The sequence below is a fragment of the Burkholderia sp. AU38729 genome, from assembly GCF_020419725.1.
Lineage (GTDB): Bacteria > Pseudomonadota > Gammaproteobacteria > Burkholderiales > Burkholderiaceae > Burkholderia.
This window is the reverse complement of record NZ_JAIZQO010000006.1, coordinates 425,946-448,633: the sequence shown is the minus strand read 5'-3', so window position 1 is coordinate 448,633 and position 22,688 is coordinate 425,946. Positions and strand designations below refer to the sequence as shown.

Sequence of the window (22,688 nt, the reverse complement as noted above, 5' to 3'; positions counted from 1 at the left end):
TGAAGGAAAATGCGCTGTGGACAGCGGCCGGATCACGCGATCGGCGCATTCGCTTGCATGAAAAAGTAGGGCGCGATACGCTTCCGGGCCGCTCGTACGCCTGTCGTGACGGGCGATGCGGCGGCCGTGCGCCGTCATTGAAAGCAATTCGTCAGATTCGCGAGCGGACGTTTGTGCAAATTCATTTTGAATGTTCACATGCGTCGCTAAACTGGACTCGCCATTTCGCGCGCCGAGTCACTTGCCCGGGAATTCCATGTCAGACTCCGTTACCGCAGCGCCGGCGGTATCCCCGCCGCCACCGCCGAAGGACACGCTCGGCTGCGTGGCCAGCCTGCTGTCGAAGGATGTCGAGACCGCCACCGGCGGCCTGCGGCTTCACCGCAAATGCATGCGCGACGCGCACGTGGAACACATCGACATGCCCGCGTGCGACCGCGGCTTCCTGGTCGGCGTGTCGCTGGCCGCCGGCCATCGCCGCACGCTTTACGGGCGCGCCGGCGCGAGCGAACGCCGGTTCCAGCATCACTCGATCTACATTCGCGATTTCTCGCGCCACTTCCATGCGGACCTGTACGGCAACTTCGACTTCGTGCTGGTCGAGCTGCCGCATGCGTATCTCGAGCGCGTCGGCCCGGAGCTCGGCGGGCAGGCAATCGGCGGCCTCACGTGCCGCCCCGACGTGCGCGATCCGGTGCTCGGCCATCTCGCGCACGCGGTGGCCGACAGCCTCGACGCGCCCGGCCCGCTGAACGCGCTGTTCATCGAGCAGGTGGGGCTCGCGATCGGCACGCACCTCGTGCGCCGTTACGGCAACGCGCGCACGCGCGAACTCGACCACAAGGGCAGCCTGTCGCCGGCGAAACTGGCGCGCGCGCAGGAGCTGTTGCTGGAAAAGGCGGATCTCGGCGTATCGATCGAGGAAGTGGCGACCGAATGCGACCTGTCGCGCGGTTACTTCATTCGCGCATTCTCGCGCACCACCGGCCGCACGCCGCACCAGTGGCTGCTCGAACAGCGCGTGACGCGTGCGCGCGAACTGATCGAGACCTCCGACATGACGCTCGCCGACATCGCGATCGCGTGCGGCTTCGCGGACCAGAGCCATCTGAACCGCATCTTCGCGCGGATCGTCGGCCATCCGCCCGGCGCGTGGCGGCGCGCACGCTCGCGCTGAAGCCTCTGCGCGGTCGCGGTCGTGCGCCGATAGCCCGGCCGATTGTTCAATCGAGGTTCATGCCGCCCTCTGTCCGATCCGACATATTGCGGCGTCAGCCCGCTCCATCCACCTTTTTGGAGGAGGGAGCGGGCTCATCGCTTTATCCCGGTCGTCGTATCGTCACCGAATGGCGGGACGACTGCCGGCCGGGTCTCGTCCCTGGTTGAGCACAAGTGGCGAGGACCAGCCCGCCGATGAGTCCCAGGGGCTCGCAAACAGCGTCAAGGGCGATGAAGCGCACGGGCCCACGTCGGGCAGTCGCAATGGGTCCGCGTCGCCATGTCAGACCGCCCAGCAGGAGCACCCGAACGCGCCCCAGAAGCCCTTTGCATCGGACGTCGGTAGCGCACTCGCCCATGCACTCGCGTGCGCGTGCTGGTGAACGTTGCATGCGTTCGCACAACCGCACATCGCAGCGGCGGCCGCCCGTTGCAGCGGCGCGCCGGCGCGCTGCGTCGCGCCCCAGCCGCCATAGCCGCCGAATTCGCGCACGGGCGACCAGTCGGGCATCGCCGGCGGGATCGGCGCGTCGTACGACTGGAACGGCCCCGCGCCCCACACGATCTTTCCGCCCACGACCGTGAGCAAAGCCGTCGTGCCGGCGATGTCGTCCTCGGCACACCCGAAGAAATCGCGATCCGGGACCACCAGGTCGGCCAGCTGCCCCACCGCGATGCGCCCTTTCTTGCCCTCTTCGTTCGAGAACCACGTCACGTACTCGGTCCACATGCGCAGTGCCGTCTCCCGATCGAGCAGGTTGCGCTGCGGGTACATCCGCAGGCCGCCGACCGTCTTGCCGGTGACGAGCCATGCAAGCGACACCCACGGGTTGTACGACGCGACGCGGGTCGCGTCGGTGCCGGCCGAGACCTTGAGCCCCTTGCCGAGCATCTTCGCCACCGGTGGCGTCGCCTCCGCGGCTTGCGCGCCGTAGCGCTCGACGAAGTATTCGCCCTGGTACGCCATCCGGTGCTGCACCGCGATGCCGCCGCCGAGCGCGGCGATGCGGTCCATCGAGCGTTCCGAGATCGTTTCCGCGTGATCGAAGAACCAGTTCAGCCCGTCGAGCGGGATGTCCTGGTTCACCTTTTCGAACACGTCGAGCGCGCGGCTGATGGTCTCGTCATAGGTCGCGTGCATGCGCCACGGCCAACGGTTTTCCGCGAGCACGCGAACGACGCCCTCGAGATCATCCTCCATCTGGTCGGGCAGGTCCGGGCGTGCCACCCGGAAGTCTTCGAAGTCGGCCGCGGAAAACGCCAGCATCTCGCCGGCGCCGTTATTGCGGAAATAGTCGGTGCCGTCGTGGTACTTGACGCTCTTCGTCCAGTTCACGAAGTCTTCCTTCTCCGCGTTCGGCTTCTGCGTGAACAGGTTGTAGGCGATCCGGATCGTCATCTCGCCCGAGTCGTGCAGCTTGCGGATCACCTCGTAGTCGTCGGGATAATTCTGCGAGCCGCCGCCCGCGTCGATCACGCCCGTCACGCCGAGCCGGTTCAGCTCGCGCATGAAATGGCGCGTCGAATTGTACTGATACTCGAACGGCAGCTTCGGGCCCCTCGCGAGCGTCGCGTAGAGAATCGTCGCGTTCGGGTTCGCAAGCAGCAGGCCGGTCGGGTTGCCGGCGGCATCGCGGACGATGGTCCCGCCCGGCGGCTCCGGCGTGTCCTTCGTGTAACCGACCACCCGCAGCGCGGCCGCGTTCAGCAACGCGCGATCGTACAGGTGCAGGATGAAAACCGGCGTGTCCGGCGCGGCGGCATTGAGTTCGTCGATCGTCGGGAGCCGTTTCTCCACGAACTGATGCTCGGTGAAACCGCCGACCACGCGGACCCACTGCGGCGCGGGCGTCACGGCCACCTGGCGCTTGAGCATGTCCATCGCGACCGTGAGCGACGGCACGCCGTCCCAACGCAGTTCCATGTTGTAGTTCAGCCCACCGCGAATCACGTGGCAGTGGTTGTCGATCAGACCCGGCAGTACGCCACGGCCGCCGAGATCGACCACCTTCGTCGCGCGGCCCGCGAGCGGCATCACGTCCGCGTCGCTGCCGACGGCGACGAAGCGGCCGGCGGCAATCGCGACCGCCGTCGCGACGGGGTTCGCGCGGTCGAGCGTCGTGAATCTGCCGTTATGCAGGATCAGATCCGGTTGGGTCACGGTTGCGGTCATATGCATCACCTCTTGTTGATCAGAAGCCAAGCAGCTGTTTCACGGTGGGCAACGCTTGCACGCCAATCAGCATGCCGAGCAACCCGACCAGCGCAATCAGCGGCGGTGCGGGAGAGCGAACCTTGATCGCGCTGTAAATCACGCCGATCAAGAGGCCCGCACCAAGGGAAACCAGATAAGGTTCCATGCGATAAATCTCCCGGAAATTTCGAATGCGGCGGCCGTGGTCCGATCAGCCTGCCGCGGGCGGCATGCGTGTTTCGGTCCCGTCCGCCGCCCGCGCAAGGGAGCCAATGCGGCGCGTTCGCCTCGAACCCGCCGCACCGGCATCAGCGATCGCGGGCCGTCCGCGCTTACTTCGCCGGAACGGGCGCGATCGACTCGTGCGGCGTCGCGGTGCGCGGCGCGGCCTTGTGGACCATCGTGTACGCGTAGTCGACGCCCATCCCGTACGCGCCCGAATGCTCCTTCGCGATCGCCATCACGGCGTCGTACGTCTCGCGGTGCGCCCAGTCGCGCTGCCACTCGAGCAGCACCTGCTGCCACGTGACCGGCACGACGCCCGCCTGCACCATGCGCTGCATCGCGAAGTCGTGCGCGGCCTGCGTGGTGCCGCCCGACGCGTCGGCGACCATGTAGATTTCGTAGTCGCCTTCGAGCATCGCGCACAGCGCGAACGTCGTGTTGCAGACTTCGGTCCACAGACCGGACACGATCACCTTCTTGCGACCGTTCGCGGCCAGTGCGTCGCGCACCTTCTGGTCGTCCCACGAATTCATCGACGTGCGTTCGAGCGTCTTCTGGTTCGGGAACACGTCGAGCAGCTCCGGATACGTGTGACCGGAGAAGCTGTCGCTTTCGACCGTCGTGATCGTGGTCGGGATGTTGAAGACCTTCGCGGCCTTCGCGAGCCCGACGACGTTGTTCTTCAGCGTCTGGCGATCGATCGACTGCACGCCGAATGCCATCTGCGGCTGCTGGTCGATGAAGATCAGTTGGCTGTTGTGCGGGGTAAGTACTTCAAGCTTCGGGTTGCTCATGGCGGTGATGTCCTTTGACGCAGGGAGAAATAAGGCTCGCCGGGCCGACGAATCCGCGACGCGTCGTATGCGCTGGATCGGAAGACTCGGCAGCCGGCCTGCGTCATTCAACAGGCTTATTTGCGACCGCACCAATTAATAGTTCTGATTCTCGCGGCCTTTATAAATCCAGACTGAAAAGATCTGAATTTCATTGAATACACTCACAACGAGCATGCAGAACTGATAGGCTGATCCACGACTTTAGGATCGACGCCATATTGGTAGTTATCCATATTTTTCACTGCCGTCACGTCATTTCAAACCTATGAAATCGTACTCTGCTTCGCTGTTCGCCGGCATCCTCGCCGGCATCGTTTATGCGCTGATCGGCGTGCAATCGCCGGCGCCGCCCGCCGTCGCCCTGGTGGGCCTGCTCGGCATTCTGGCCGGCGAACAGATTCTTCCGCTGGCGCGACGCGTGTTCAGCGGAATCCGGCTGGGAACCGCATGGCGCGACGCGAAGTGCAGCCAGCACATGTTCGGTGCGCTGCCCGGCGCCCATGCAACTGACGCTGCCGCGAAGCGCCGCGAATCGACACCGCTGTGATCGGAAGGTTCGAGCGAATGCGACCAGGACGGTCGAGGCGCTCGCGTGTGTTTCCAGATGTTCGTCAATCGCCTGCGTGAACGGCGTCTGCGCGCAGGCCGTTGGCGACCTGCCCGTGCGTGGCGTCGTTCGGTCACGCGCGCGCCGCCCTGACAGAAGCGGCGGCGCGCGCCGCGTCACCAACCGAACTTCGCTTCCACGCCGACATAGTCGGCATTACGCGCGCCCAGCGCGCGAATCGAATCGGCGAGCTGGAAGTGCACCGCCTCGACCGCCAGGGCCGTGTTCGCATTGACGAGCCAGTCCACGCGAGCCTGCGCGTACATCCCTGTCCACGCACCGCCCTTGCCCGCCGTGCCCGGCACGGCCGACATGCCCTGCCCATAGATCGCATCGGCGGTCGTCTGCCGCCACTGGAAGCCGACGGCGGTGAGCACCGTGACCGTGCTCGCCGGTTTGAACGTCAGCGAAGGCTTCACGTGGATCAGGTTGCTGTATCCCGTATAGCCTGCGAGCGTGAAGTAATAACCGTTCGGAAACATCGGGTTGAACGTGCCCACGCGCCGGTCGCCCGGGTGAGCATCGCCCGACGCGCCGTCAATCTGGATCCCGATGCGCGGCGTGCCGGCCGTCTTCGCGAACGTATAGCCGCCCAACGCGCCGAACGCCCACGCGCCCACCGTGTCCTGCCCGACGCGGCCCGTCTGCAGCATCGCCTCGACGTCCCAGTCGAGCCCGTCGGCCTTGCCCGCATAGCGCATGTCGAACACGTCGCGCCGCTCGGTGCCCGACGCATCCGGAAAGCGCGCGTTGTCGCGCGTGTAGCGCGACCAGTACGCGGACAGGTCGCCGGGCCCCGTGCCGTTGCGCTCGACGCGCACGCCGTCGAATCGCAGGTGCCGGTTCGACACGTCGTCGAACGCGGCGGCGTCGCGATACTGCACCGGGCGCGTCACGTAGCCGATCAGCCGCCACTTGCCGATTTCGTAATCGGCCCACAGCGCGTCGAACGCCTGCCGCACGTTCGGGCCGTCGCGCACCGACACGAAGCGTTGCAAGTCGAACGCCATCTCCTGCCGGCCGACCCGCGTCTTCAACGTGCCGGGGCCGATCTGGTCGACATACGCGACGAACGCCTGCTCGATGTCGAGCTGGTCCTTGTCGACCGGGCCGACCGTATTCTTGCCGAACGGCCGCGCATCGACGAACTGCACGAACGCCTGCAGATGGCTGCGATAGCGCAGGTCCGCGTGCACGTTCGTGCGCTGGATCAGGTAGTTGTCGTCGTGCGCGGAGCCGAGGCCGAACAGCGGCGCGTTGTTCAGCTCGAAGCGCTCGCGCAGGTTCGCGCCGAGCGACAGGTAGGTCGACGGGTCGTCGCCGAGCGGCACGTATTTCAGCGCGTCGAACGACTTGCGCGGCACGCAAGGGTTCGCGAGCACCGACCAGTCCTCCTGCCAGCGGTTGAACAGCACGGTCGGACGCTTCGCGGTGCACGCCACGGCGGCGCTCGCTGCCGCCGGCGCCTGCGGCTGAGCGGCGGGTGCTGCTGCGGCTGCTGCGGCCGCCGCATCGGCACCGGCCGCCGTCCCGGCATGCAGCGCGACGCCGCCGGCCAGCACGACGCCCGGCAGCGCGCCGCGCCACGATGGTTTGATCGGCCGGCGCACCGTTATTTCGACCGTGCGTGGATTTCGGCGACGTAGCCGCCCGGGAACTGCACGAGCGCCGCGTCGCGGCCGTCCGACGTGAACGGCGGCACGAGCACGGTCACGCCCGCGGCTTCCGCCTGCTTCAGCGTCGTGGCCAGGTCGGCGACTTCATAGCCGGTCATTTCGCGCCCGAACGGGAAAGGCAGATGGCCGTCCGTCGCGAGCACGGTCATCTTGCCGAAGCCCGATTCGATACGAATGCGGCGGTAGGTGTCGTTCGGCCGGCCGATCTCGATGCCCGGCGCCTTGCGCACGTCCGACACGATCTTGCCGTGCGAGAACGCGGCGAAGTCGTGCGCGAGCTTGCCCGCGCGTTCCGGCGACACGTACACGCGGTTTTCCGGCACCGTCTGCAGCGGGTCGTAACTCGGCGCCTGCGTGTGCCAGTACAGCTGCATGTTCACGCCGCCCGGCCAGCGGATGATCGCGTCGCGCCCGATCGGATCGGGGAACGTCGCGACGACCACGTCCGCGCCATGCGCGCGCGCCGATTTCACGGCCACGTCCATGTCGGTCACCAGATAGCCGGTGCGCTCCTCGCAGAACGGATACGGGATCGGCGTCTTGAAGCCGAACACCGAGATGGTGCCGACCGGCGTGAGCACCAGTTGCGACATCGTCTGGCTCGGCGTCGGCGTGACCTGGAACACGCCCTGCTTCGACTTCTTGCCGCCGAACGTCGCGACGAAGCTGTCGGTGAAGCGGTCGAAGTCTTCCGGCGCGACGCACACGTGCGTCGTGTCGTACTGCGGGCCGACCGCGACCGCCGGGAAGCGCGCGGCGGCCGGCTGGCGCGCCGTGTCGTCCAGATGCGTTTCGTCGGCATGCGACGGGGCGGCCGCCAGCAACGCGGCGAGCAGCGCCGTCGACGCAGTCGTCATGCGCAGCACATGGCGCAGGTTCAGTGAAATCATCGGGTTCTCCTTGAAGGTGGCGCGCAGCGGCACGCCGCGCGCGAAAACGGGTTCAGCGCGAGGCGGGCAGCTCGGCCAAGCGTGCGGATCGATACGTGAGAAAGCCCAGCACCGCGAGCGGCAGCGCGAGCGCCCAGAACGCGGCATACAGGTACGCCGTCGCGCCGGCGCCCGCGCCGAGCGCGAAACCGGCCACCGGCGGCAGCGTGCGCTGCAGCCGCGCGCGGGCGGCGTCCCGTTCGGCCGGCGCGGCGATCGGCACGAGCCAGTCGAAGGCATCGATGACGGCCTGCGTGACGTTGCCGGTCATCACCGTGTTGGCGACCACCGCGCGCGCGGTCAGCCGGCCATGCGCGTTCTGCACGCCCATCGCCGCCGCGCCGAGCAGCCCGCAGACGATCGTCGCGGGCGCGTCGGCGCTGCCGATCGGCGACGCCGCGATCCCCGCGAACATGAAGCCGGCGAGCAGGATCGCCTGCAACGCGTACAGCGAACCGGCCCGCGCGCCGTGACCGCGCACGCGCATCCGGTGGTCGAGCAGGCGGGCGGCCACGATCCCGCCGATGAAGGCCGGAAACGCGAGCCATTTGATCAGCAGCCCCTGCCCGACCCCGGCCAGGCCCGAGCCGATCAGGATGAAGTTGCCGGTCACGTGGGCGGTAAAGAGGCCGAACAGCGCGACGAAGCCGAGCGTGTCGACATAGCCTGCGATCGACGCGAGAAAGACGTCCTCGCCGGGCAGGCGATCGGGCGCGGCCGCGCCGGCGGCCGTTACTTGTCCAGGTTGCATGTCGTGGTTTCCATGATTTTGCCGGCGCAGTCCGCGCCCTGAACCTGCGCGGCCGGCCCATGCGGCGGTTCGGTAGCAAGACTAGGGGACGTGCGCCTGAAAGTCATGGCGGCGAACTGAATTTTTCTGAAGCAACGCCGGCGGCGGAAGCGCAGCGCAACGCGCGAATCGAACGGGGCTGGAGCCTGCGCGCGAGCCTCTTCCCTCTCGGCGTGCGCAAGCGGGTATGCGGAGTGGCGGTGCCCGACGATCCCGACGCCGAAATCGAACGGCAGGTCGACGCGTTCCTGAACGGCACGCCGGCCGCACTGCAACGCGTGGCCTCCCGCTCCTCCGCCACCCCCGCCAAACGCCCGCCGCGGCTGAGCGGCGGCGCACGCGTCACGCTGTCGCGCTGTCGCGCTGTCACGCAGGCCGCTTCAGAACGATTCAACCGCTGCGTCCGTTGCTTGCCCTATGCTCGGCCATCATCGGGAGACATCGGATGGAACACGGATCGGGCCGCAAGGCCGTCATCGTCGGCGGGTCGGTCGGCGGGTCGGTCGGCGGGTCGGTCGGCGGGTCGGTCGGCGGGTCGGTCGGCGCGCGGTTCGCCGCGACCGCCCTGCGCGCAACCGGCTGGGACGCCAGCGTATTCGAGCAATCACCGCACGACCTGGACAGCCGCGGCGGCCGGTGTCGCGAAAGCGGCGGACGATGCGTTCGGCCTCGCACAAGCGCTGCGTGACGTCGGCCAAGGCCGCGGGTTCGACGCCGCGCTGGCGGGCTGGGACGCCCGTCAGCGCGCCGCGGGTGCGGTGATCGCCGCGCGCGGCATCGCGCTGGGCGCCCGCCGGATGGGTGCAGCTTGAACGTGGGCCGGCCGCGTGTCGGCGGGCCGGCGCAGCGCCTCGCTCGACGGATCGAGCGCGCGCAGCACGCTGGCGCGCCCGCCATCGTCGTCGGGCAGTTGCGGCTGGCCGCGCGCGGCGGCCGGCGCGCCCTGCGCCGCGCACCACGCGGCGAGCGCCAGGGCCGCCACGCGTGCCGATACCGTGGCCCGCTTCATTGCGCGCTCGCCGTCGAGACGGGCGCCGCCGCGGGCGTTCCCACGCTCGCCGTCGCGGTGCGCGGCTCGCCGTGCGCGATCGCATACAGCTCGCGATTGCGCGCGATCGTCTGCGCGCTCGGCGGATAGTCCCAGTTCGACGTCGGCAGCGTGCCGTCGCGCTCCGCCTGAATCAGGTCGGCGACCACGTCGGCGCGGGTGAGCGCAGGGTCGGCGGTTTGCGCGAATGCGGCGATGGGTGCGCTCAGTGCGCAGGAAAGCAGGACTGCACGAATCAGGTCGTTCATGACGTTCACCTCTCGAGATGGCGTGTTCGCGTCCGCAGATCAGGCCGGACATCCGCTCCGCATCGATGCGATGAGGAGTGGTGTCCATTCTGCGATTCGCGCGCTTTCCGGAAGGTGAGGCTTCGATTACGGTCTTGTCATCGGGTCGCGGCCCGGCCGCACGGCCGTGTCAGTCAGCGCGCAACCGTTTCCGGGTGCCGCACGCTGCCGAGAAACCGCGTCAATTCAACCGTCTGCGGACGCTCGAAGATCTCGTCGGCCGTCCCGCTCTCCCACACGCGGCCCTGGTGCATGAACACGATCCTGTCGCTCACCGCACGCGCGAAGTTCATCTCGTGGGTGACCATGATCAGCGTCATGTCCTCGCGCGCGAGTTGCTCGATCACGCCCAGCACCTCGCCGACGAGCTCGGGATCGAGCGCCGACGTGATTTCGTCGCACAGCAGCACGCTCGGCTTCATCGCGAGCGCACGCGCGATCGCGACGCGCTGCTGCTGGCCGCCCGACAGGTGTTCCGGAAACGCGTCGAACTTGTCGCCGAGGCCGACGCGCTCGAGCATCAGCTCCGCGATCGCGCGCGCCTGCTGGCGGTGCGCCTTCTTCACCACCGACTGCGCGAGCATCACGTTCTGTCCGGCGCTCAGGTGCGGAAACAGGTTGTATTGCTGGAACACCATGCCGACCTTCAGCCGCAGCGCACGCAAGTCCGCATGCCGTGCATCGACGCGTTCGCCGTCGACCGAGATCGTGCCCGCGTCGATGCTCTCGAGCCCGTTGAGCGTGCGCAGCAGCGTGCTCTTGCCCGAGCCGCTGCGGCCGATGATCGACACGACCTGCCCGCGCTCGACGGACAGGTCGATGCCCTTGAGCACATGATGGGTGCCGAAGTTCTTTTCGAGACCCCGGGTTTCAACGAGCGGCATGCCATCTCCTTTGCAACGTGCGCGCATAACGGGTAAGCGGATAGCAGAGCGCGAAATAGATCAGCGCGACGAGGCCATACACGACGAACGGCCGGAACGTCGCGTTCGAGATCGCGATACCGACCTTCGTCAGCTCGGTGAAGCCGATGATCGACACGAGCGCCGTATCCTTCACCGCCTGCACGCCGAAGCCGACCGTCGGCGCGATCGCGATGCGCGCGGCCTGCGGCAGGATCACGTGACGCAACTGCTCGACATAACTCATCGCCAGGCTGGCCGACGCCTCCCACTGCCCTTTCGGCACCGCCTCGACGCAGCCGCGCCAGATCTCCGCCAGATAGGCGCTGGTGAAGAACGTGAGCCCCGCCGTGGCCGCGACCCACGGCGGCACGTCGAGCCCGGCGAGCGGCAGGCCGAAGAACACGATGAACAGTTGCATCAGCAACGGCGTGCCCTGGAACACTTCGATATAGAGCTTCGCGATGCCGCGCAGCGCCGTCGAATTCGACACGCGCATCACGAGCAGCCCGAGGCCGACGAGGCCGCCGGATACGAACGACACGATCGACAGCACGATCGTCCAGCGCGCGGCCAGCAGCAGGTTCGCGAGAATCTGCCCGAACGTGAAATCGGTCATCGCGCACCTCGCACGCGGCGGGAGAACAGGCGGCGGCCCATCGCGCCGAGCGTGGCGCGCATCAGCAGCGCCATCGCCAGATACGCGAGCGTGATCACGAAGTACGTCTCGAATGCACGGAAGTTGCGCGACTGGATGTAGCCGGCCGCATAGGTCAGATCGGCCACCGAGATCTGCGACACGACCGCCGAACCCAGCATCGTGATCACGATCTGGCTCGACAGCGCGGGAAACACCTTGGCGAGCGCCTGCGGCAGCACGACGTGGCGCAGCATCTGCGCGCGCGACATCGCCAGCGCGGACGCCGCCTCCAGATGCCCTTTCGGCACGGCGGCCACGCCTGCGCGCACGATCTCGACCGAGTACGCGCCGAGGTTGAGCGTCATCGCGAGGATCGCGGCCGCGTACTCGTCGATGTGCACGCCGAGCGCCGGCAAGCCGAAGAAGATGAAGAACAGCTGGACGACGAACGGCGTATTGCGAATCGCCTCGACGTACGCGCCGATCAGCGGGCGCAACCGCACGGCCGCGCGCGCGTCGGCGCTGTACGCGGCCGCGCCGAGCACGCCGACGGCTACGCCCAGCACGGTCGCGACCGCGGTCAGCGCGAGCGTCATCGCCGCGCCGCTCGCGAACACGCCGGCGTAATCGGCGAGTTCGCCGAATTGAAGCTGGTAGCTCATGGGAAACGGATGAATTCGGGTTCGGACAACGACACGCGCCGTGCCGGGCATCCCGGCCGCGGCGACGTGTCAGGCTGCACTGCGATACGTCACAGCCCGGCCGGCAGCGGCTGGCCGAGCCACTTCCGCGACAGCTCGCCGAGCGAGCCGTCCTGCTTCGCATGCGCGATCGCATCGTCGATCTTCGCGAGCAGGCGCGGTTCGTTCTTGTTGACGCCGACGAAGCACGGCGAATTCTTGATCACGAACTTGACCTCGGGGCGGCGCGGCGGATTCTTCGCGAGAATCGCCGCCGCGACGATGTTGCCAGCCGCGATCAGTTGCACCTGCCCCGACAGGAACGCCTGGATCGTCGCGTTGTTGTCCTCGAAGCGCTTGATCGTCGCGTTCGGCGCGAGCTGCGACAGCGCGATCTCCTCGAGCGCGCCGCGCGTCGCGCCGACCGTCTTGCCGGTGAGGTCGGCGGGCGCGCTCACCTTCACGTCGGACGGCCCGAACACGCCCTGGAAATACGGCGCGTACGCGCTCGAGAAATCGATGACCTTCTCGCGCTCCGGGGTCTTGCCGAGCGACGAAATCACCATGTCGACCTTGTTGGTCGTCAGGTACGGAATCCGGTTCGCGCTGTTCACGGGCACCAGCTTCAACTTGACGCCGAGCGCCTTGGCGAGGAGGCCTGCCATGTCGATGTCGTAGCCCTGCGGCTGCATGTCCGTGCCGACCGAACCGAACGGCGGATAGTCCTCGGGCACCGCGACGCGCAGCGTGCCGTTTTTCGCGATGGTGTCGAGCGCATCGGCGTGGGCCGGCGCGGCGGCGAACAGCGCGATCACGGGGGCGGCGAGCAGCGCAGCCAGCCAGGTGCGTCGGGGGAACGGTCGGGTCGTCGGGCTCACGGTGAATCTTCCTTGTCTGGTATGTCGTCGGGCAGCGCGCAACGATTGCGCGGCCGACACCATTCCAGCAAAAACCGGGCCATCGCCGTGAAACGCTTGCCGCACCGGCGCCAGACGGAAATTTCGATGCGCCGGATTCCTCATTTCGGTGCACGAACCAGCGCCATCGGTAACGGTTGCCCCCGCAGCGCGCGCCGGCGCACCAAATTACCTATCCGGTTCACCCGGCGCCGACACCCTATGCATGGATTCGAACAGGCCCAGTCCAAATTTGCATTCCGTTTGTGACCGGAATTACGGCTGACTACGTTCGCGACGTACCGTGCCTTTCGTCACGTCCGACGAACCGCAATCTGGACGGGCGCGCTCGATTGCGCGCGCCGGACCTCCGGTACCGGTGGTCCCGATCGTCCGCGACCGGGACGAATCCCATCCCCTCCCTGCGCGAGGAACCCGTCATGGCATCGATTCCCGACCCGTCGACAACCGGCGAAACCGACAAACGCAGCTGGCTCGAATCGCACGAAGCCGGCTATCACAAGACCCTCGGCAATCGACAGGTGCAGATGATCGCGATCGGCGGGGCGATCGGCACCGGGCTGTTTCTCGGCGCCGGCGCCCGGCTGCAGGCCGCCGGCCCCGCGCTCGCGATCGTCTATCTCGTCTGCGGCGCGTTTTCGTTCCTGATCCTGCGCGCGCTCGGCGAGCTCGTGATGCATCGCCCGAGCAGCGGCAGCTTCGTGTCGTACGCACGCGAATTCCTCGGCGAGAAGGCGTCGTTCGTCGCAGGCTGGATGTACTTCCTGAACTGGGCGATGACCGGCATCGTCGACATCACCGCCGTCGCGCTCTACATGCATTACTGGGCGCCGTTCGCGGCCGTGCCGCAGTGGATCTTCGCGCTCGTCGCGCTGTGCATCGTCGCGACGATGAACCTGATCGGCGTGAAATGGTTCGCGGAAATGGAGTTCTGGTTCGCGCTGATCAAGGTCGCCGCGATCGTGCTGTTTCTCGTGATCGGCGCGGCGATCCTCGGCACGGGCATGCCGGTGGCCGGCCATGGCACCGGCCTGCATCTGATCACCGACAACGGCGGGTTCTTTCCGCACGGACTGATGCCGGCGCTGGTGCTGGTGCAGGGCGTGGTGTTCGCGTTCGCGGGCGTCGAACTGGTCGGCACGGCCGCCGGCGAATGCAAGGATGCGCGCAAGGTGCTGCCGCGCGCGATCAACAACGTGATCTGGCGCATCGCGATTTTCTACGTCGCATCCGTCGTTCTGCTGGTCTGCCTGCTGCCGTGGAGTGCGTACAAGGCGGGCCAGAGCCCGTTCGTCACGTTCTTCGGCGCGCTCGGCGTGCCGGGCATCGGCTCGGTGATGAACCTGGTGGTGCTCACCGCCGCACTGTCGAGCCTCAACTCCGGCCTGTATTCGACGGGGCGTGTTCTGCGTTCGCTGTCGATGGGCGGCTCGGCCCCCGCGTTCCTCGCGCGGATGAGCGGGCAATCCGTTCCGTACGCGGGCATTCTGGTGACGGTCGCGATCTATGTGGTCGGCGTGCTGCTCAACTATCTGGTGCCGTCGAGCGTGTTCGAGATCGTGCTGAACATCGCGTCGCTCGGCATCATCAGCACATGGGGCTTCATCGTCGTGTGCCAGATGAAGTTCCGCGCCGCGGTCAGGCGCGGCGACGTGGAGGACGTATCGTTCAGGATGCCCGGCGCGCCCGTGACGTCGTGGCTCACGCTGCTGTTCCTGCTCGGCGTGCTGGTGTTGATGGCATTCGACTATCCGAACGGGACCTGGACGATCGCCTCGATCCCGCTGGTCGCGCTGCTGCTCGTGGCCGGCTGGAAATGGCTGAGCCGTCGCGCGCGCCGCGCGTTGCTCAAGCCGACGATTCCGTCGATCGCGCTCACGCAGAACGTGCTCGAGAAAGGCGACGACTGACTCGCTACGGCATGCGTGCCGTCCGTTGAAGGCACCGCCGTCGAGCCGCGGACGGCGGTCGCCAACCATGCTCAGTGATGGTCGTACAGTTGGCGCTCGTCGAGCGACGCGAGCGATTGCGCATCAGTGCGCTTTGCGGCGACGCTCGGTGCGGCGGCCGATTGCGCTTGCTGCACGGCGACCTTCGCCTCGGCGGCCTGGATGTCCTCGGGATAGTTCGGATCGTTACTGATCGGCCGATAACCGGCCTGTTCGACGCGGACGAGATCGGCGCGCACGTCGGCCCGTGTGAGCGCATGGTCGGTGGTTTGCGCCAATGCGACGATCGGTGCGCTCAGTGCGCAGGAAAGCAGGACTGCACGAATCAGGTTGTTCATGATGTTCACCTCTCAATGATGGCGTGTTCGCGTCCGCGGATCAGGCCGGACATCCGCTCCCCATCGATGTGATGAAGAGTTGGATTCATTCTGCGATTCGCGCGCTTTCCTGAAGGTGAGGCTTCGATTACGGTTTTGTTATCTGAGCGCTCGCGTCCGTCGTGGGCGGGCCGCCCCGGTTCGCCGCACGCGGCGCGGGCCCTCAACGCGACGCGCGTGCCAGTCGATCGTCGCGTTCATGCGGGCGCGTCGAGCGGCCTTACTTCCGGAATCATCGCGGCCTGGCCGTGCACGATGCCCTCCGCGTCGATTAGTTGCCACACCGTCGCGCGTTCGATCCAGAACCGCTTGCCGGATTTCGTCACGCGCACGCCGCGGTATTCGGCCACGAAGCCATCGCGCATCACCTTGTCGAGAAACACCTGGCGCTCGTGTCGCTCCATCGGCTCCGCCGACAGACGGGACGGCAACGCCGTCAGTTCATCCCAGTCGTATTCGAAAATCGCCTGCGCGCGCCGGTTGCCGTACACGAACACCGGATCGGCCGACACGTCGTGCGCCAGGATGCCGAACGGCGCCGCTTCGTACAGCCACGCGGCGCCGTCGGAGGCGCTCATGCCGTCGGGCACGAGCGGGCGGTTCACGAGCCGGCGATACGAGTCGGCAAGAAGAAGGAAGAAGTTTGCATCGGTGCGCAACGACATCGGTCTGGCTCCTGAAATCGGCGAGATACGCGAATGAGCGAAGGTTTGCCGCCGGACATTATGGATGAAGCGGCGCCCCGCCGTCGGCGGCGCGTGTTTGGCCAGCCCGCATCGCGCCGCGCGGCCCGCCGCACGGCCGCTGCCGCCGTGCCGGCGCAGATAACGGTTTCGTAATCTTCGAGTCAGGGTCGGGTCAACGCCGCGCCGGCAGACTGCGTGCTCGTCGCATCGAATGCGCGTCCATTCCCCGCTTCGAGGAGCACCATCATGTGGATCGTCCGGCTGGCGTTACGCAGGCCCTACACGTTCGTCGTACTCGCGCTGCTGATCTTCATCGCGGGGCCGCTCGCGCTGCTGCGCACCCCCACCGACATCTTCCCGAACATCGACATTCCGGTCGTCAGCATCGTCTGGTCATACAACGGCTTCTCCGCCGAAGACATGGCCAAGCGCATCACGTCGAACTACGAACGCGCGCTCACGTCGGACGTCGACGACATCGAGCACATCGAATCGCAATCGCTGAACGGCGTGTCGGTCGTGAAGATCTTCTTCCACCCGGGCGCCGACATCAATCGCGCGATCGCGGAAGCCTCGAGCAACGCCGCGTCGATCCTGCGCATCCTGCCACCCGGCACGCTGCCGCCGAACATCATCACGTACAACGCGTCGACGGTGCCGATCCTGCAGCTCGGGCTGTCGAGCAACACGCTCGCCGAGCAGCAGCTGTACGACCTCGGCAACAGCTTCATCCGCACGCAGCTCGCGACCGTCCAGGGCGCGGCCGTGCCGTTGCCGTTCGGCGGCAAGATCCGCCAGATCGTCGTCGATCTCGACACGCGTGCGCTGCAGGCGAAGGGCCTCGCGCCGATCGACGTGGTGAACGCGATCAACGCGCAGAACCTGATCCTGCCCGGCGGCACCGCGAAGATCGGCACGCACGAGTACGACGTGCAGATGAACGGCAGCACGCAGACGGTGGCCGCGCTGAACGACCTGCCGGTGAAGACGATCGGCGGCAACGTCGTCTATGTGCGCGACGTCGCTCATGTACGCGACGGCTACGCGCCGCAGACCAACATCGTGCGCGTGGACGGCAAGCGCGCGGCGCTGCTGACCGTCGAGAAAACGGGCAGTGCATCGACGCTGACGATCATCGACCAGGTGAAGGCGATGCTGCCGAAGATCGCGGCCGGGCTGCCGAAGGCGCTGCACATTTCGCCGCTCGACGACCAGTCGGTGTTCGTGAAGGCGGCGGTCCAGGGTGTCGTGCGCGAAGCGCTGATCGCTGCCTGCCTGACCGCGCTGATGATCCTGCTGTTCCTCGGCAGCTGGCGCGCGACGCTGATCATCGCGATCACGATCCCGCTCGCGGTGCTCTCGTCGCTGCTCGCACTCGCCGTGCTCGGCCAGACCATCAACATCATGACGCTCGGCGGGCTCGCGCTCGCGGTCGGGATCCTGGTGGACGACGCGACCGTCGCGATCGAGAACATCACGCATCATCTCGAACGGGGTGCGCCGCTCGAGGAGGCCATTCTGACCGGCGCGGGCGAAATCGCGGTGCCGACCTTCGTGTCGACGCTGTCGATCTGCATCGTGTTCGTGCCGATGTTCCTGCTCACCGGCGTCGCACGCTACCTGTTCGTGCCGCTGGCCGAAGCGGTGATCTTCGCGATGATCGCGTCGTACTTCTTCTCGCGCACGCTGGTGCCGACGCTCGCGATGGCGCTGATGCGCGCAAAGGGCCACGGCCGGCCGCCGCGCGGCGTGTTCGCCCGCTTCGTGCGCTTCCAGGCCGCGTTCGAACATCGCTTCGAGGCCGTCCGGCTGCGCTATCGCACGCTGCTCGCCGCGGCGATCGCCCGGCGCCGCCGCTTCGCGGCCGCGTTCCTGCTCGCCTGCATCGCATCGACCGGCCTGTTCGCGTTCGCCGGCCAGGACTTCTTTCCGTCGGTCGATACCGGCGAGATCCGCCTGCACCTGCGCGCGCCGACCGGCACGCGGATCGAGGAAACCGCACGGCTGACCGACGAAGTCGAAGCAAAGATCCGCAACGTGATTCCGACGACCGAACTCGCAGGCGTGCTCGACAACATCGGCGTGCCGGTGAGCGGGATCAACCTCACGTACGACGCGTCCGACCCGATCGGCGCCGGCGACGCCGACGTGCTGATCACGCTGAAGCCGAACCATGCGTCCACGGCTGCGTACGTCGCGACGCTGCGCAACGTGCTCGCGCAGTCGTTCCCCGGCGTGACGTTCGCGTTCCTGCCGGCCGACATCGTCAGCCAGATCCTCAATTTCGGGCTGCCCGCGCCGATCGACATCCAGATCGTCGGCAACCAGCTCGACCCGAACCGCGCGGTCGCGAACGCGCTGCTCGCGAAGCTGCGCGGCGTGCGCGGCCTCGTCGACGCGCGCATCCAGCAACCCGGCGACGAACCGGCGATCGACGTGAACGTCGACCGCACGAAGGCGATCCTGGCCGGGCTGCAGCAGCGCGACGTCGCGCAGAACCTGTTGATCGCGCTGTCCGGCAGCTCGCAGACCACGCCGAACTTCTGGCTCGATCCGCGCAACGGCGTCAGCTACCCGGTGCTCGTGCAGACGCCGCAATACACGGTGAATTCGCTGCAGGCGCTCGCGAACGTGCCGCTGCCCGCCGGCACCGCCCGCGCGCCGCAGACGCCGGCCGGCGGCCCGGCGGCCGGCGCACCCGCGCAGAACCTGCTCGGCACGCTCGGCAGCTTCTCGCGCACGACGCAGCAGGCGGTCGTGTCGCACTACAACGTGCAGCCGGTGCTCGACCTCTTCGCGTCGGTGCAGGGGCGCGACCTCGGCGGCGTCACCGCCGACGTGACGACACTCGTCGACGAAGCCCGCGCGCAACTGCCGCCCGGCTCGTCGATCGTGCTGCGCGGCCAGGTGCAGGCGATGCACGAGTCGTTCACCGGACTGCTCGGCGGCCTCGTGCTCGCGGTCGCGCTCGTCTACCTGCTGATGGTCGTCAATTTCCAGTCGTGGCTCGACCCGCTCGTGATCGTCGGCGGCCTGCCCGCGTCGCTCGCCGGCATCGCGTGGATGCTGTTCGTCACACGCACGACGCTGTCCGTGCCTGCGCTGACGGGCACGATCCTGTGCATCGGCATCGCGACCGCGAACAGCATCCTCGTCGTGAACACGGCGCGCGAACTGCTCGCCGGCGGCGCGCCGCCGTGGCAGGCCGCGCTGGACGCCGGGTTTAGCCGCTTCCGCCCGGTGCTGATGACCGCGCTCGCGATGCTGATCGGGATGCTGCCGATGGCGCTCGGCCTCGGCGACGGCGGTGAGCAGAACGCGCCGCTCGGCCGCGCGGTGATCGGCGGGCTCGCGTTCGGCACGGTGTCGACGCTGCTGTTCGTGCCGGTCGTGTTCGGCTTCGTCCACGCATGGCTCGACCGGCGTCGCGAGGCCGCGGCCGCACGGCGCGCGCAGCGCACCGCCGATACGCCGGCGCTGGGCTGATCGCGCCGCCGCCCTTTCATCCGATTCGTCCAACCTCGAGCCCCCATCATGAACGACTCGATCGAACCCCTCGCCCCGCCGGCCGCCGACGCGGCCCACCCTGCCGGAAGCACGATCGAACGCGCGGCCGTCCCGCCCGGCTCCCGCGAGGCGGCGCCCGACGCGCCGCACCGCCGAAGCGCCCGTCGACTGACCGTGCCGCTCGCCGCCGTCGCGCTCGCCGCCGTACTACTCGCGACCGGTATCGTGCCGCGTATCGATGCGCGCGCCGCGCAGAGCGCGCAGGTGGCCGCGCAGAAAGCGCTGCCGGTATCGGTGATCGCGCCCGGCACGGCGCCCGCCGACCAGACGCTGACGCTACCCGGTTCGGTGATGCCGTTCGCGGAAGCGTCGATCTATGCGCGCACCAGCGGCTATATCGCGCACTGGAGCGCGGATCTCGGCACGCACGTGAAGGCCGGCCAGCCGCTCGCGCGGATCGCCGCGCCCGATCTCGATGCGCAGTTGCGCCAGGCGCGCGCCGACGCGGCCACCGCGCAGGCGAACTACGACTATGCGAAATCGACCGCGCAGCGCTGGCAGGACATGCTGACGTCGCAATCGGTGTCGCAGCAGGATACGGACACGAAGGTGGCCGACATGAACGCGAAGCGTGCGATGCTCGCGTCCGCGCAGGCGAACGTCGCGCACCTGAACGAGCTGGTGTCGTACGAAGCGGTCAGCGCGCCGTTCGACGGCGTGATCACCGCGCGCAACGTCGACGTCGGCACGCTCGTCACCGCGGGCGGCACGCCGGGCAGTCCCGGCTTGTCCGGCGAGCTGTTCCATCTGGAGCAGACCGGCACGCTGCGCGTGTTCGTCGACGTGCCGCAGGACAGCGCGGCCGACGTCTCGACCGGCACGCCGGTCTACCTGACCACGCAGCAGTATCCGGGGCGGCACTTTGCCGCGCGCGTCGCCCGCACGGCCGGCGCGATCGATCCGGTCACGCGCACGCTGCGCGTCGAAATCGACGTCGACAACGCCGACGGCGCGCTGCTGCCCGGTGCGTATGCGCAGGCGCACCTCGTCGTCGCGAGCGCCGCGCCCGCGTTCGAGCTGCCCGTCAGCGCGCTGCTGTTCCGGCCGGACGGCGTGACGGTGGCGACCGTCGCCGCCGACGGACGCACCGCGCTCAAGCGCGTGCAGATCGGGCGCGATTTCGGCACACGCGTCGAGATCGTCTCGGGGCTCGCGGCAGGCGATCGCGTGATCGACAACCCGGGCGATGCGATCACCGCCGGCGAAGTCGTGACGATCGTGTCGATCACGCACGCGGGGGCACCGGTTGCCGCTTCGTCGGTGCAACGCGCGCAACCCGCGCCCGCGAGCGGTGCGGGCGGCATGCCGCCGATGCGCGCGAGCGGCGCAGCGCCGGCCGCATCGACACCCGCCTCGGCGCCCGCACGCGGCTGACCTATCGAAAACCCCTGACGAGATATCCGCCATGCGCCTCGCTCATCCGCTCCCGTTCGCCCGCCGCGCCGTCGCGCTCGGCGCCGCCGCGGCATTGGCCGCGTTGACCGCCTGCACGACGCTGCCGCCGTATTCACCGCCCGCGGTCGCCGTACCGGCGCACTACGCGGGCGCACCGGCCGCACCGCCTGCACAAGCCGGCTGGCACGTCGCGATGCCGGCCGACGCCGACGCGCGCGGCGCATGGTGGACCGTGTTCGGCGACGCCGACCTGAACGCGCTCGAAGCACGCGTCGACGTATCGAACCAGACGGTGAAGAAAGCGCTCGCCGATTTGCAGCAGGCCCGCGCGATGGTCGACTACCAGCATGCGGGCTTCCTGCCGACGATCACCGCGGGCGCCGCGCAAAGCCGCGCACGCGTGTCGCAGAACCGGCTCGGCTCGTCGCTGGCCGGCAAGACCACGCCCGACTATCAGGCCGGCGTGGCCGCGAGCTGGGAGCCCGACGTATTCGGCCGCGTGCGCGATGCGGTGGCGGGCGCGCAGGCGAACGCCGCCGCGAGCGCGGCCGGCCTGCAGGCCGTGAAGCTGTCGGTGACGGCCGAGCTCGCGACCGACTATTTCGCGCTGCGCTCGCTCGACACGCAGAAGCAGTTGCTCGACGACACGGTGCACGCGTACGCGGACGCACTGACGCTGCTAAAGCAGCAGCTTGCGGCCGGTGCGATCGACGCGTCGGCGGTCGCGCAGGCCGACACGCAGCTCGAAGCGACCCGCACGCAGGACACCGACATCGACGCGTCGCGCGCGCAGCGCCAGCATGCGATTGCAACGTTGGTCGGCGAAAGCGCGTCGACGTTCGCGCTGCCGCCGCGCGTGCAGTCGTACGACGTGCCGGCCATCCCGCCCGGCGTGCCGTCGCAACTGCTCGAGCGGCGGCCGGACATCGCGGCGGCCGAGCGCCGCGTCGCGGCCGCGAACGCGCAGATCGGCGAGGCGCGCGCGGCGTTCTTTCCGGACCTCGTGCTGTCGGCGAGCGCCGGGCTCGAAAGTTCGTTCTTTGCGCCGTGGCTCACCGCACCGAGCCTGTTCTGGTCGCTCGGCCCGCAGCTCGCCGGCACGCTGTTCGACGGCGGGCGCCGCAGTGCATCGCTGCGCGGCGCGCATGCGCAATACGACGGCGCGGTCGCCGATTACCGGCAAACCGTGCTGGTGGCATTCCAGCAGGTCGAGGATCAGCTGTCGTCGCTCGATGCGCTCGCGTCGGAGGCACGCAGCCAGCAACGCGCGACCGACGCGGCCGACCTGTCGCTGCGGCTGACGACGAACCGGTTCAATGCAGGCGCCGTCAGCTACCTGGACGTCGTGACCGCACAGACGATCGCGCTGACGAACCGGCGCACGGCCGACCAGATCGATGCACGGCGAATGGAAGCCGAGGTCGGGTTGTTGAAGGCGTTGGGCGGTGGCTGGCAGGCGAGTGCGAGTGCGAGTGCAGAATCAGGCGCGGAATCGAACACCGGCAAGAAAGAACCCGCAGCGGCCGCGCGACCCGAACCCGCCGTCACGCTGCCGGCGGCCGGTTGAACGTGAGAGGCGCGCAGCTGTAGCGCCATTCCAACTCGTCAATCGGCGGATGAAAGGCTGCACGTCGGTAATACGGCTCGTCGACGTCACCCCACGACATGTCACCGTCAGTCACGCGAACCATGTCTTCTCCATCGCTTGCGCGCGGGTCGACTGCCTTGCGGTAGTCCGAGAGCGAACCCATGTTGTTTTCCGTTG

Annotated in this window: 22 protein-coding genes; 7 read left to right on the top strand and 15 right to left on the bottom strand. The window is 68.0% G+C overall.

Annotation, left to right across the window (positions count from 1 at the left end):
• The first annotated feature begins 256 nt into the window (after nt 1–256).
• Nucleotides 257–1,177, top strand: a complete 921-nt coding sequence (locus tag LGM56_RS18840; protein WP_226206333.1) for a helix-turn-helix domain-containing protein — start codon at nt 257–259, stop codon at nt 1,175–1,177.
• Nucleotides 1,178–1,501: 324 nt separating this feature from the next.
• Here LGM56_RS18840 and LGM56_RS18835 read toward each other — a convergent pair whose 3' ends face one another.
• From LGM56_RS18835 to LGM56_RS18825, 3 genes are all read right to left on the bottom strand, one after another.
• The gene (locus tag LGM56_RS18835) at nt 1,502–3,391 is read right to left on the bottom strand and encodes an amidohydrolase (protein ID WP_226206332.1); all 1,890 of its coding nucleotides are present in this window, start codon (nt 3,389–3,391) and stop codon (nt 1,502–1,504) included.
• Nucleotides 3,392–3,410: 19 nt separating this feature from the next.
• A complete protein-coding gene (locus LGM56_RS18830; protein ID WP_039362659.1) occupies nt 3,411–3,578 on the bottom strand; it encodes a DUF1427 family protein in 168 nt (55 codons plus the stop codon).
• Between the two features lie 166 nt (nt 3,579–3,744).
• Complete coding sequence (locus LGM56_RS18825) at nt 3,745–4,431, bottom strand: hydrolase (RefSeq protein WP_046546706.1); 687 nt, start codon at nt 4,429–4,431, stop codon at nt 3,745–3,747.
• A gap of 307 nt (nt 4,432–4,738) precedes the next feature.
• Here LGM56_RS18825 and LGM56_RS18820 point away from each other — a divergent pair, with 307 nt between their 5' ends.
• Nucleotides 4,739–5,020, top strand: coding sequence for a XapX domain-containing protein (locus LGM56_RS18820; protein WP_226206331.1), 282 nt, complete (start codon nt 4,739–4,741; stop codon nt 5,018–5,020).
• 176 nt (nt 5,021–5,196) lie between these two features.
• Here LGM56_RS18820 and LGM56_RS18815 read toward each other — a convergent pair whose 3' ends face one another.
• Genes LGM56_RS18815 through LGM56_RS18805 form a run of 3 tightly spaced genes read right to left on the bottom strand, consistent with a single transcriptional unit; the run spans nt 5,197 to nt 8,436 of the window.
• Nucleotides 5,197–6,678: an alginate export family protein gene (locus LGM56_RS18815; RefSeq protein WP_226206409.1), complete on the bottom strand. Its 1,482-nt coding sequence runs from the start codon at nt 6,676–6,678 to the stop codon at nt 5,197–5,199.
• Between the two features lie 14 nt (nt 6,679–6,692).
• Nucleotides 6,693–7,646, bottom strand: coding sequence for a glyoxalase (locus LGM56_RS18810; RefSeq protein ID WP_226206330.1), 954 nt, complete (start codon nt 7,644–7,646; stop codon nt 6,693–6,695).
• Between the two features lie 52 nt (nt 7,647–7,698).
• The gene (locus LGM56_RS18805; protein ID WP_226206329.1) at nt 7,699–8,436 is read right to left on the bottom strand and encodes a YoaK family protein; all 738 of its coding nucleotides are present in this window, start codon (nt 8,434–8,436) and stop codon (nt 7,699–7,701) included.
• Nucleotides 8,437–8,920: 484 nt separating this feature from the next.
• Here LGM56_RS18805 and LGM56_RS18800 point away from each other — a divergent pair, with 484 nt between their 5' ends.
• Nucleotides 8,921–9,163: a hypothetical protein gene (locus tag LGM56_RS18800; protein ID WP_226206413.1), complete on the top strand. Its 243-nt coding sequence runs from the start codon at nt 8,921–8,923 to the stop codon at nt 9,161–9,163.
• Nucleotides 9,164–9,214: 51 nt separating this feature from the next.
• Here the strand turns inward: LGM56_RS18800 and LGM56_RS18795 are convergent, their stop codons facing one another.
• The 6 genes from LGM56_RS18795 to LGM56_RS18770 form a co-directional block, all read right to left on the bottom strand.
• On the bottom strand, nt 9,215–9,484 hold the full coding sequence (locus tag LGM56_RS18795) for a hypothetical protein (protein WP_089498542.1): 270 nt from the start codon (nt 9,482–9,484) through the stop codon (nt 9,215–9,217).
• The gene (locus LGM56_RS18790; RefSeq protein ID WP_226206327.1) at nt 9,481–9,771 is read right to left on the bottom strand and encodes a DUF4148 domain-containing protein; all 291 of its coding nucleotides are present in this window, start codon (nt 9,769–9,771) and stop codon (nt 9,481–9,483) included. The genes LGM56_RS18795 and LGM56_RS18790 overlap by 4 nt, the downstream gene beginning before the upstream one ends.
• 173 nt (nt 9,772–9,944) lie before the next feature.
• Complete coding sequence (locus LGM56_RS18785) at nt 9,945–10,694, bottom strand: amino acid ABC transporter ATP-binding protein (protein WP_089498540.1); 750 nt, start codon at nt 10,692–10,694, stop codon at nt 9,945–9,947.
• Nucleotides 10,681–11,331, bottom strand: a complete 651-nt coding sequence (locus LGM56_RS18780; protein ID WP_089498539.1) for an amino acid ABC transporter permease — start codon at nt 11,329–11,331, stop codon at nt 10,681–10,683. The genes LGM56_RS18785 and LGM56_RS18780 overlap by 14 nt, the downstream gene beginning before the upstream one ends.
• On the bottom strand, nt 11,328–12,014 hold the full coding sequence (locus tag LGM56_RS18775) for an amino acid ABC transporter permease (RefSeq protein WP_226206325.1): 687 nt from the start codon (nt 12,012–12,014) through the stop codon (nt 11,328–11,330). The genes LGM56_RS18780 and LGM56_RS18775 overlap by 4 nt, the downstream gene beginning before the upstream one ends.
• 89 nt (nt 12,015–12,103) lie before the next feature.
• Complete coding sequence (locus tag LGM56_RS18770) at nt 12,104–12,910, bottom strand: transporter substrate-binding domain-containing protein (RefSeq protein WP_046546696.1); 807 nt, start codon at nt 12,908–12,910, stop codon at nt 12,104–12,106.
• 458 nt (nt 12,911–13,368) lie between these two features.
• On the opposite strand from LGM56_RS18770, the gene ansP reads away from it, so the two are divergent.
• Entirely contained in the window at nt 13,369–14,859 is a 1,491-nt protein-coding gene (gene ansP / locus LGM56_RS18765) for an L-asparagine permease (protein WP_226206324.1), read from the top strand.
• A gap of 71 nt (nt 14,860–14,930) precedes the next feature.
• Here ansP and LGM56_RS18760 read toward each other — a convergent pair whose 3' ends face one another.
• Nucleotides 14,931–15,236, bottom strand: a complete 306-nt coding sequence (locus tag LGM56_RS18760) for a DUF4148 domain-containing protein (protein ID WP_226206321.1) — start codon at nt 15,234–15,236, stop codon at nt 14,931–14,933.
• A 236-nt stretch (nt 15,237–15,472) separates the two neighbouring features.
• Nucleotides 15,473–15,940, bottom strand: coding sequence for an MEKHLA domain-containing protein (locus LGM56_RS18755; RefSeq protein WP_226206319.1), 468 nt, complete (start codon nt 15,938–15,940; stop codon nt 15,473–15,475).
• Nucleotides 15,941–16,207: 267 nt separating this feature from the next.
• On the opposite strand from LGM56_RS18755, the gene LGM56_RS18750 reads away from it, so the two are divergent.
• The 3 genes from LGM56_RS18750 to LGM56_RS18740 are packed head-to-tail and all read left to right on the top strand — an operon-like array spanning nt 16,208 to nt 22,490.
• Nucleotides 16,208–19,447 carry an efflux RND transporter permease subunit gene (locus LGM56_RS18750; RefSeq protein WP_226206317.1) on the top strand — a complete coding sequence of 1,080 codons (3,240 nt, stop codon included), beginning with the start codon at nt 16,208–16,210 and terminating at the stop codon, nt 19,445–19,447.
• A 48-nt stretch (nt 19,448–19,495) separates the two neighbouring features.
• Entirely contained in the window at nt 19,496–20,902 is a 1,407-nt protein-coding gene (locus tag LGM56_RS18745; protein ID WP_226206315.1) for an efflux RND transporter periplasmic adaptor subunit, read from the top strand.
• 31 nt (nt 20,903–20,933) lie between these two features.
• Complete coding sequence (locus LGM56_RS18740) at nt 20,934–22,490, top strand: efflux transporter outer membrane subunit (RefSeq protein ID WP_226206312.1); 1,557 nt, start codon at nt 20,934–20,936, stop codon at nt 22,488–22,490.
• Here LGM56_RS18740 and LGM56_RS18735 read toward each other — a convergent pair.
• On the bottom strand, nt 22,468–22,674 hold the full coding sequence (locus tag LGM56_RS18735; protein ID WP_226206310.1) for a hypothetical protein: 207 nt from the start codon (nt 22,672–22,674) through the stop codon (nt 22,468–22,470). The genes LGM56_RS18740 and LGM56_RS18735 overlap by 23 nt on opposite strands.
• Between the last annotated feature and the right edge of the window lie 14 nt (nt 22,675–22,688).

Bases quoted from the DNA above. Each gene is read 5' to 3' on its own strand.
- LGM56_RS18840 (WP_226206333.1), top strand. From the start codon at position 257: ATGTCAGACTCCGTTACCGCAGCGCCGGCGGTATCCCCGCCGCCACCG.
- LGM56_RS18835 (WP_226206332.1), bottom strand. From the start codon at position 3,391: ATGACCGCAACCGTGACCCAACCGGATCTGATCCTGCATAACGGCAGA.
- LGM56_RS18830 (WP_039362659.1), bottom strand. From the start codon at position 3,578: ATGGAACCTTATCTGGTTTCCCTTGGTGCGGGCCTCTTGATCGGCGTG.
- LGM56_RS18825 (WP_046546706.1), bottom strand. From the start codon at position 4,431: ATGAGCAACCCGAAGCTTGAAGTACTTACCCCGCACAACAGCCAACTG.
- LGM56_RS18820 (WP_226206331.1), top strand. From the start codon at position 4,739: ATGAAATCGTACTCTGCTTCGCTGTTCGCCGGCATCCTCGCCGGCATC.
- LGM56_RS18810 (WP_226206330.1), bottom strand. From the start codon at position 7,646: ATGATTTCACTGAACCTGCGCCATGTGCTGCGCATGACGACTGCGTCG.
- LGM56_RS18805 (WP_226206329.1), bottom strand. From the start codon at position 8,436: ATGCAACCTGGACAAGTAACGGCCGCCGGCGCGGCCGCGCCCGATCGC.
- LGM56_RS18800 (WP_226206413.1), top strand. From the start codon at position 8,921: ATGGAACACGGATCGGGCCGCAAGGCCGTCATCGTCGGCGGGTCGGTC.
- LGM56_RS18795 (WP_089498542.1), bottom strand. From the start codon at position 9,484: ATGAAGCGGGCCACGGTATCGGCACGCGTGGCGGCCCTGGCGCTCGCC.
- LGM56_RS18790 (WP_226206327.1), bottom strand. From the start codon at position 9,771: ATGAACGACCTGATTCGTGCAGTCCTGCTTTCCTGCGCACTGAGCGCA.
- LGM56_RS18785 (WP_089498540.1), bottom strand. From the start codon at position 10,694: ATGCCGCTCGTTGAAACCCGGGGTCTCGAAAAGAACTTCGGCACCCAT.
- LGM56_RS18780 (WP_089498539.1), bottom strand. From the start codon at position 11,331: ATGACCGATTTCACGTTCGGGCAGATTCTCGCGAACCTGCTGCTGGCC.
- LGM56_RS18775 (WP_226206325.1), bottom strand. From the start codon at position 12,014: ATGAGCTACCAGCTTCAATTCGGCGAACTCGCCGATTACGCCGGCGTG.
- ansP (WP_226206324.1), top strand. From the start codon at position 13,369: ATGGCATCGATTCCCGACCCGTCGACAACCGGCGAAACCGACAAACGC.
- LGM56_RS18760 (WP_226206321.1), bottom strand. From the start codon at position 15,236: ATGAACAACCTGATTCGTGCAGTCCTGCTTTCCTGCGCACTGAGCGCA.
- LGM56_RS18755 (WP_226206319.1), bottom strand. From the start codon at position 15,940: ATGTCGTTGCGCACCGATGCAAACTTCTTCCTTCTTCTTGCCGACTCG.
- LGM56_RS18750 (WP_226206317.1), top strand. From the start codon at position 16,208: ATGTGGATCGTCCGGCTGGCGTTACGCAGGCCCTACACGTTCGTCGTA.
- LGM56_RS18745 (WP_226206315.1), top strand. From the start codon at position 19,496: ATGAACGACTCGATCGAACCCCTCGCCCCGCCGGCCGCCGACGCGGCC.
- LGM56_RS18740 (WP_226206312.1), top strand. From the start codon at position 20,934: ATGCGCCTCGCTCATCCGCTCCCGTTCGCCCGCCGCGCCGTCGCGCTC.
- LGM56_RS18735 (WP_226206310.1), bottom strand. From the start codon at position 22,674: ATGGGTTCGCTCTCGGACTACCGCAAGGCAGTCGACCCGCGCGCAAGC.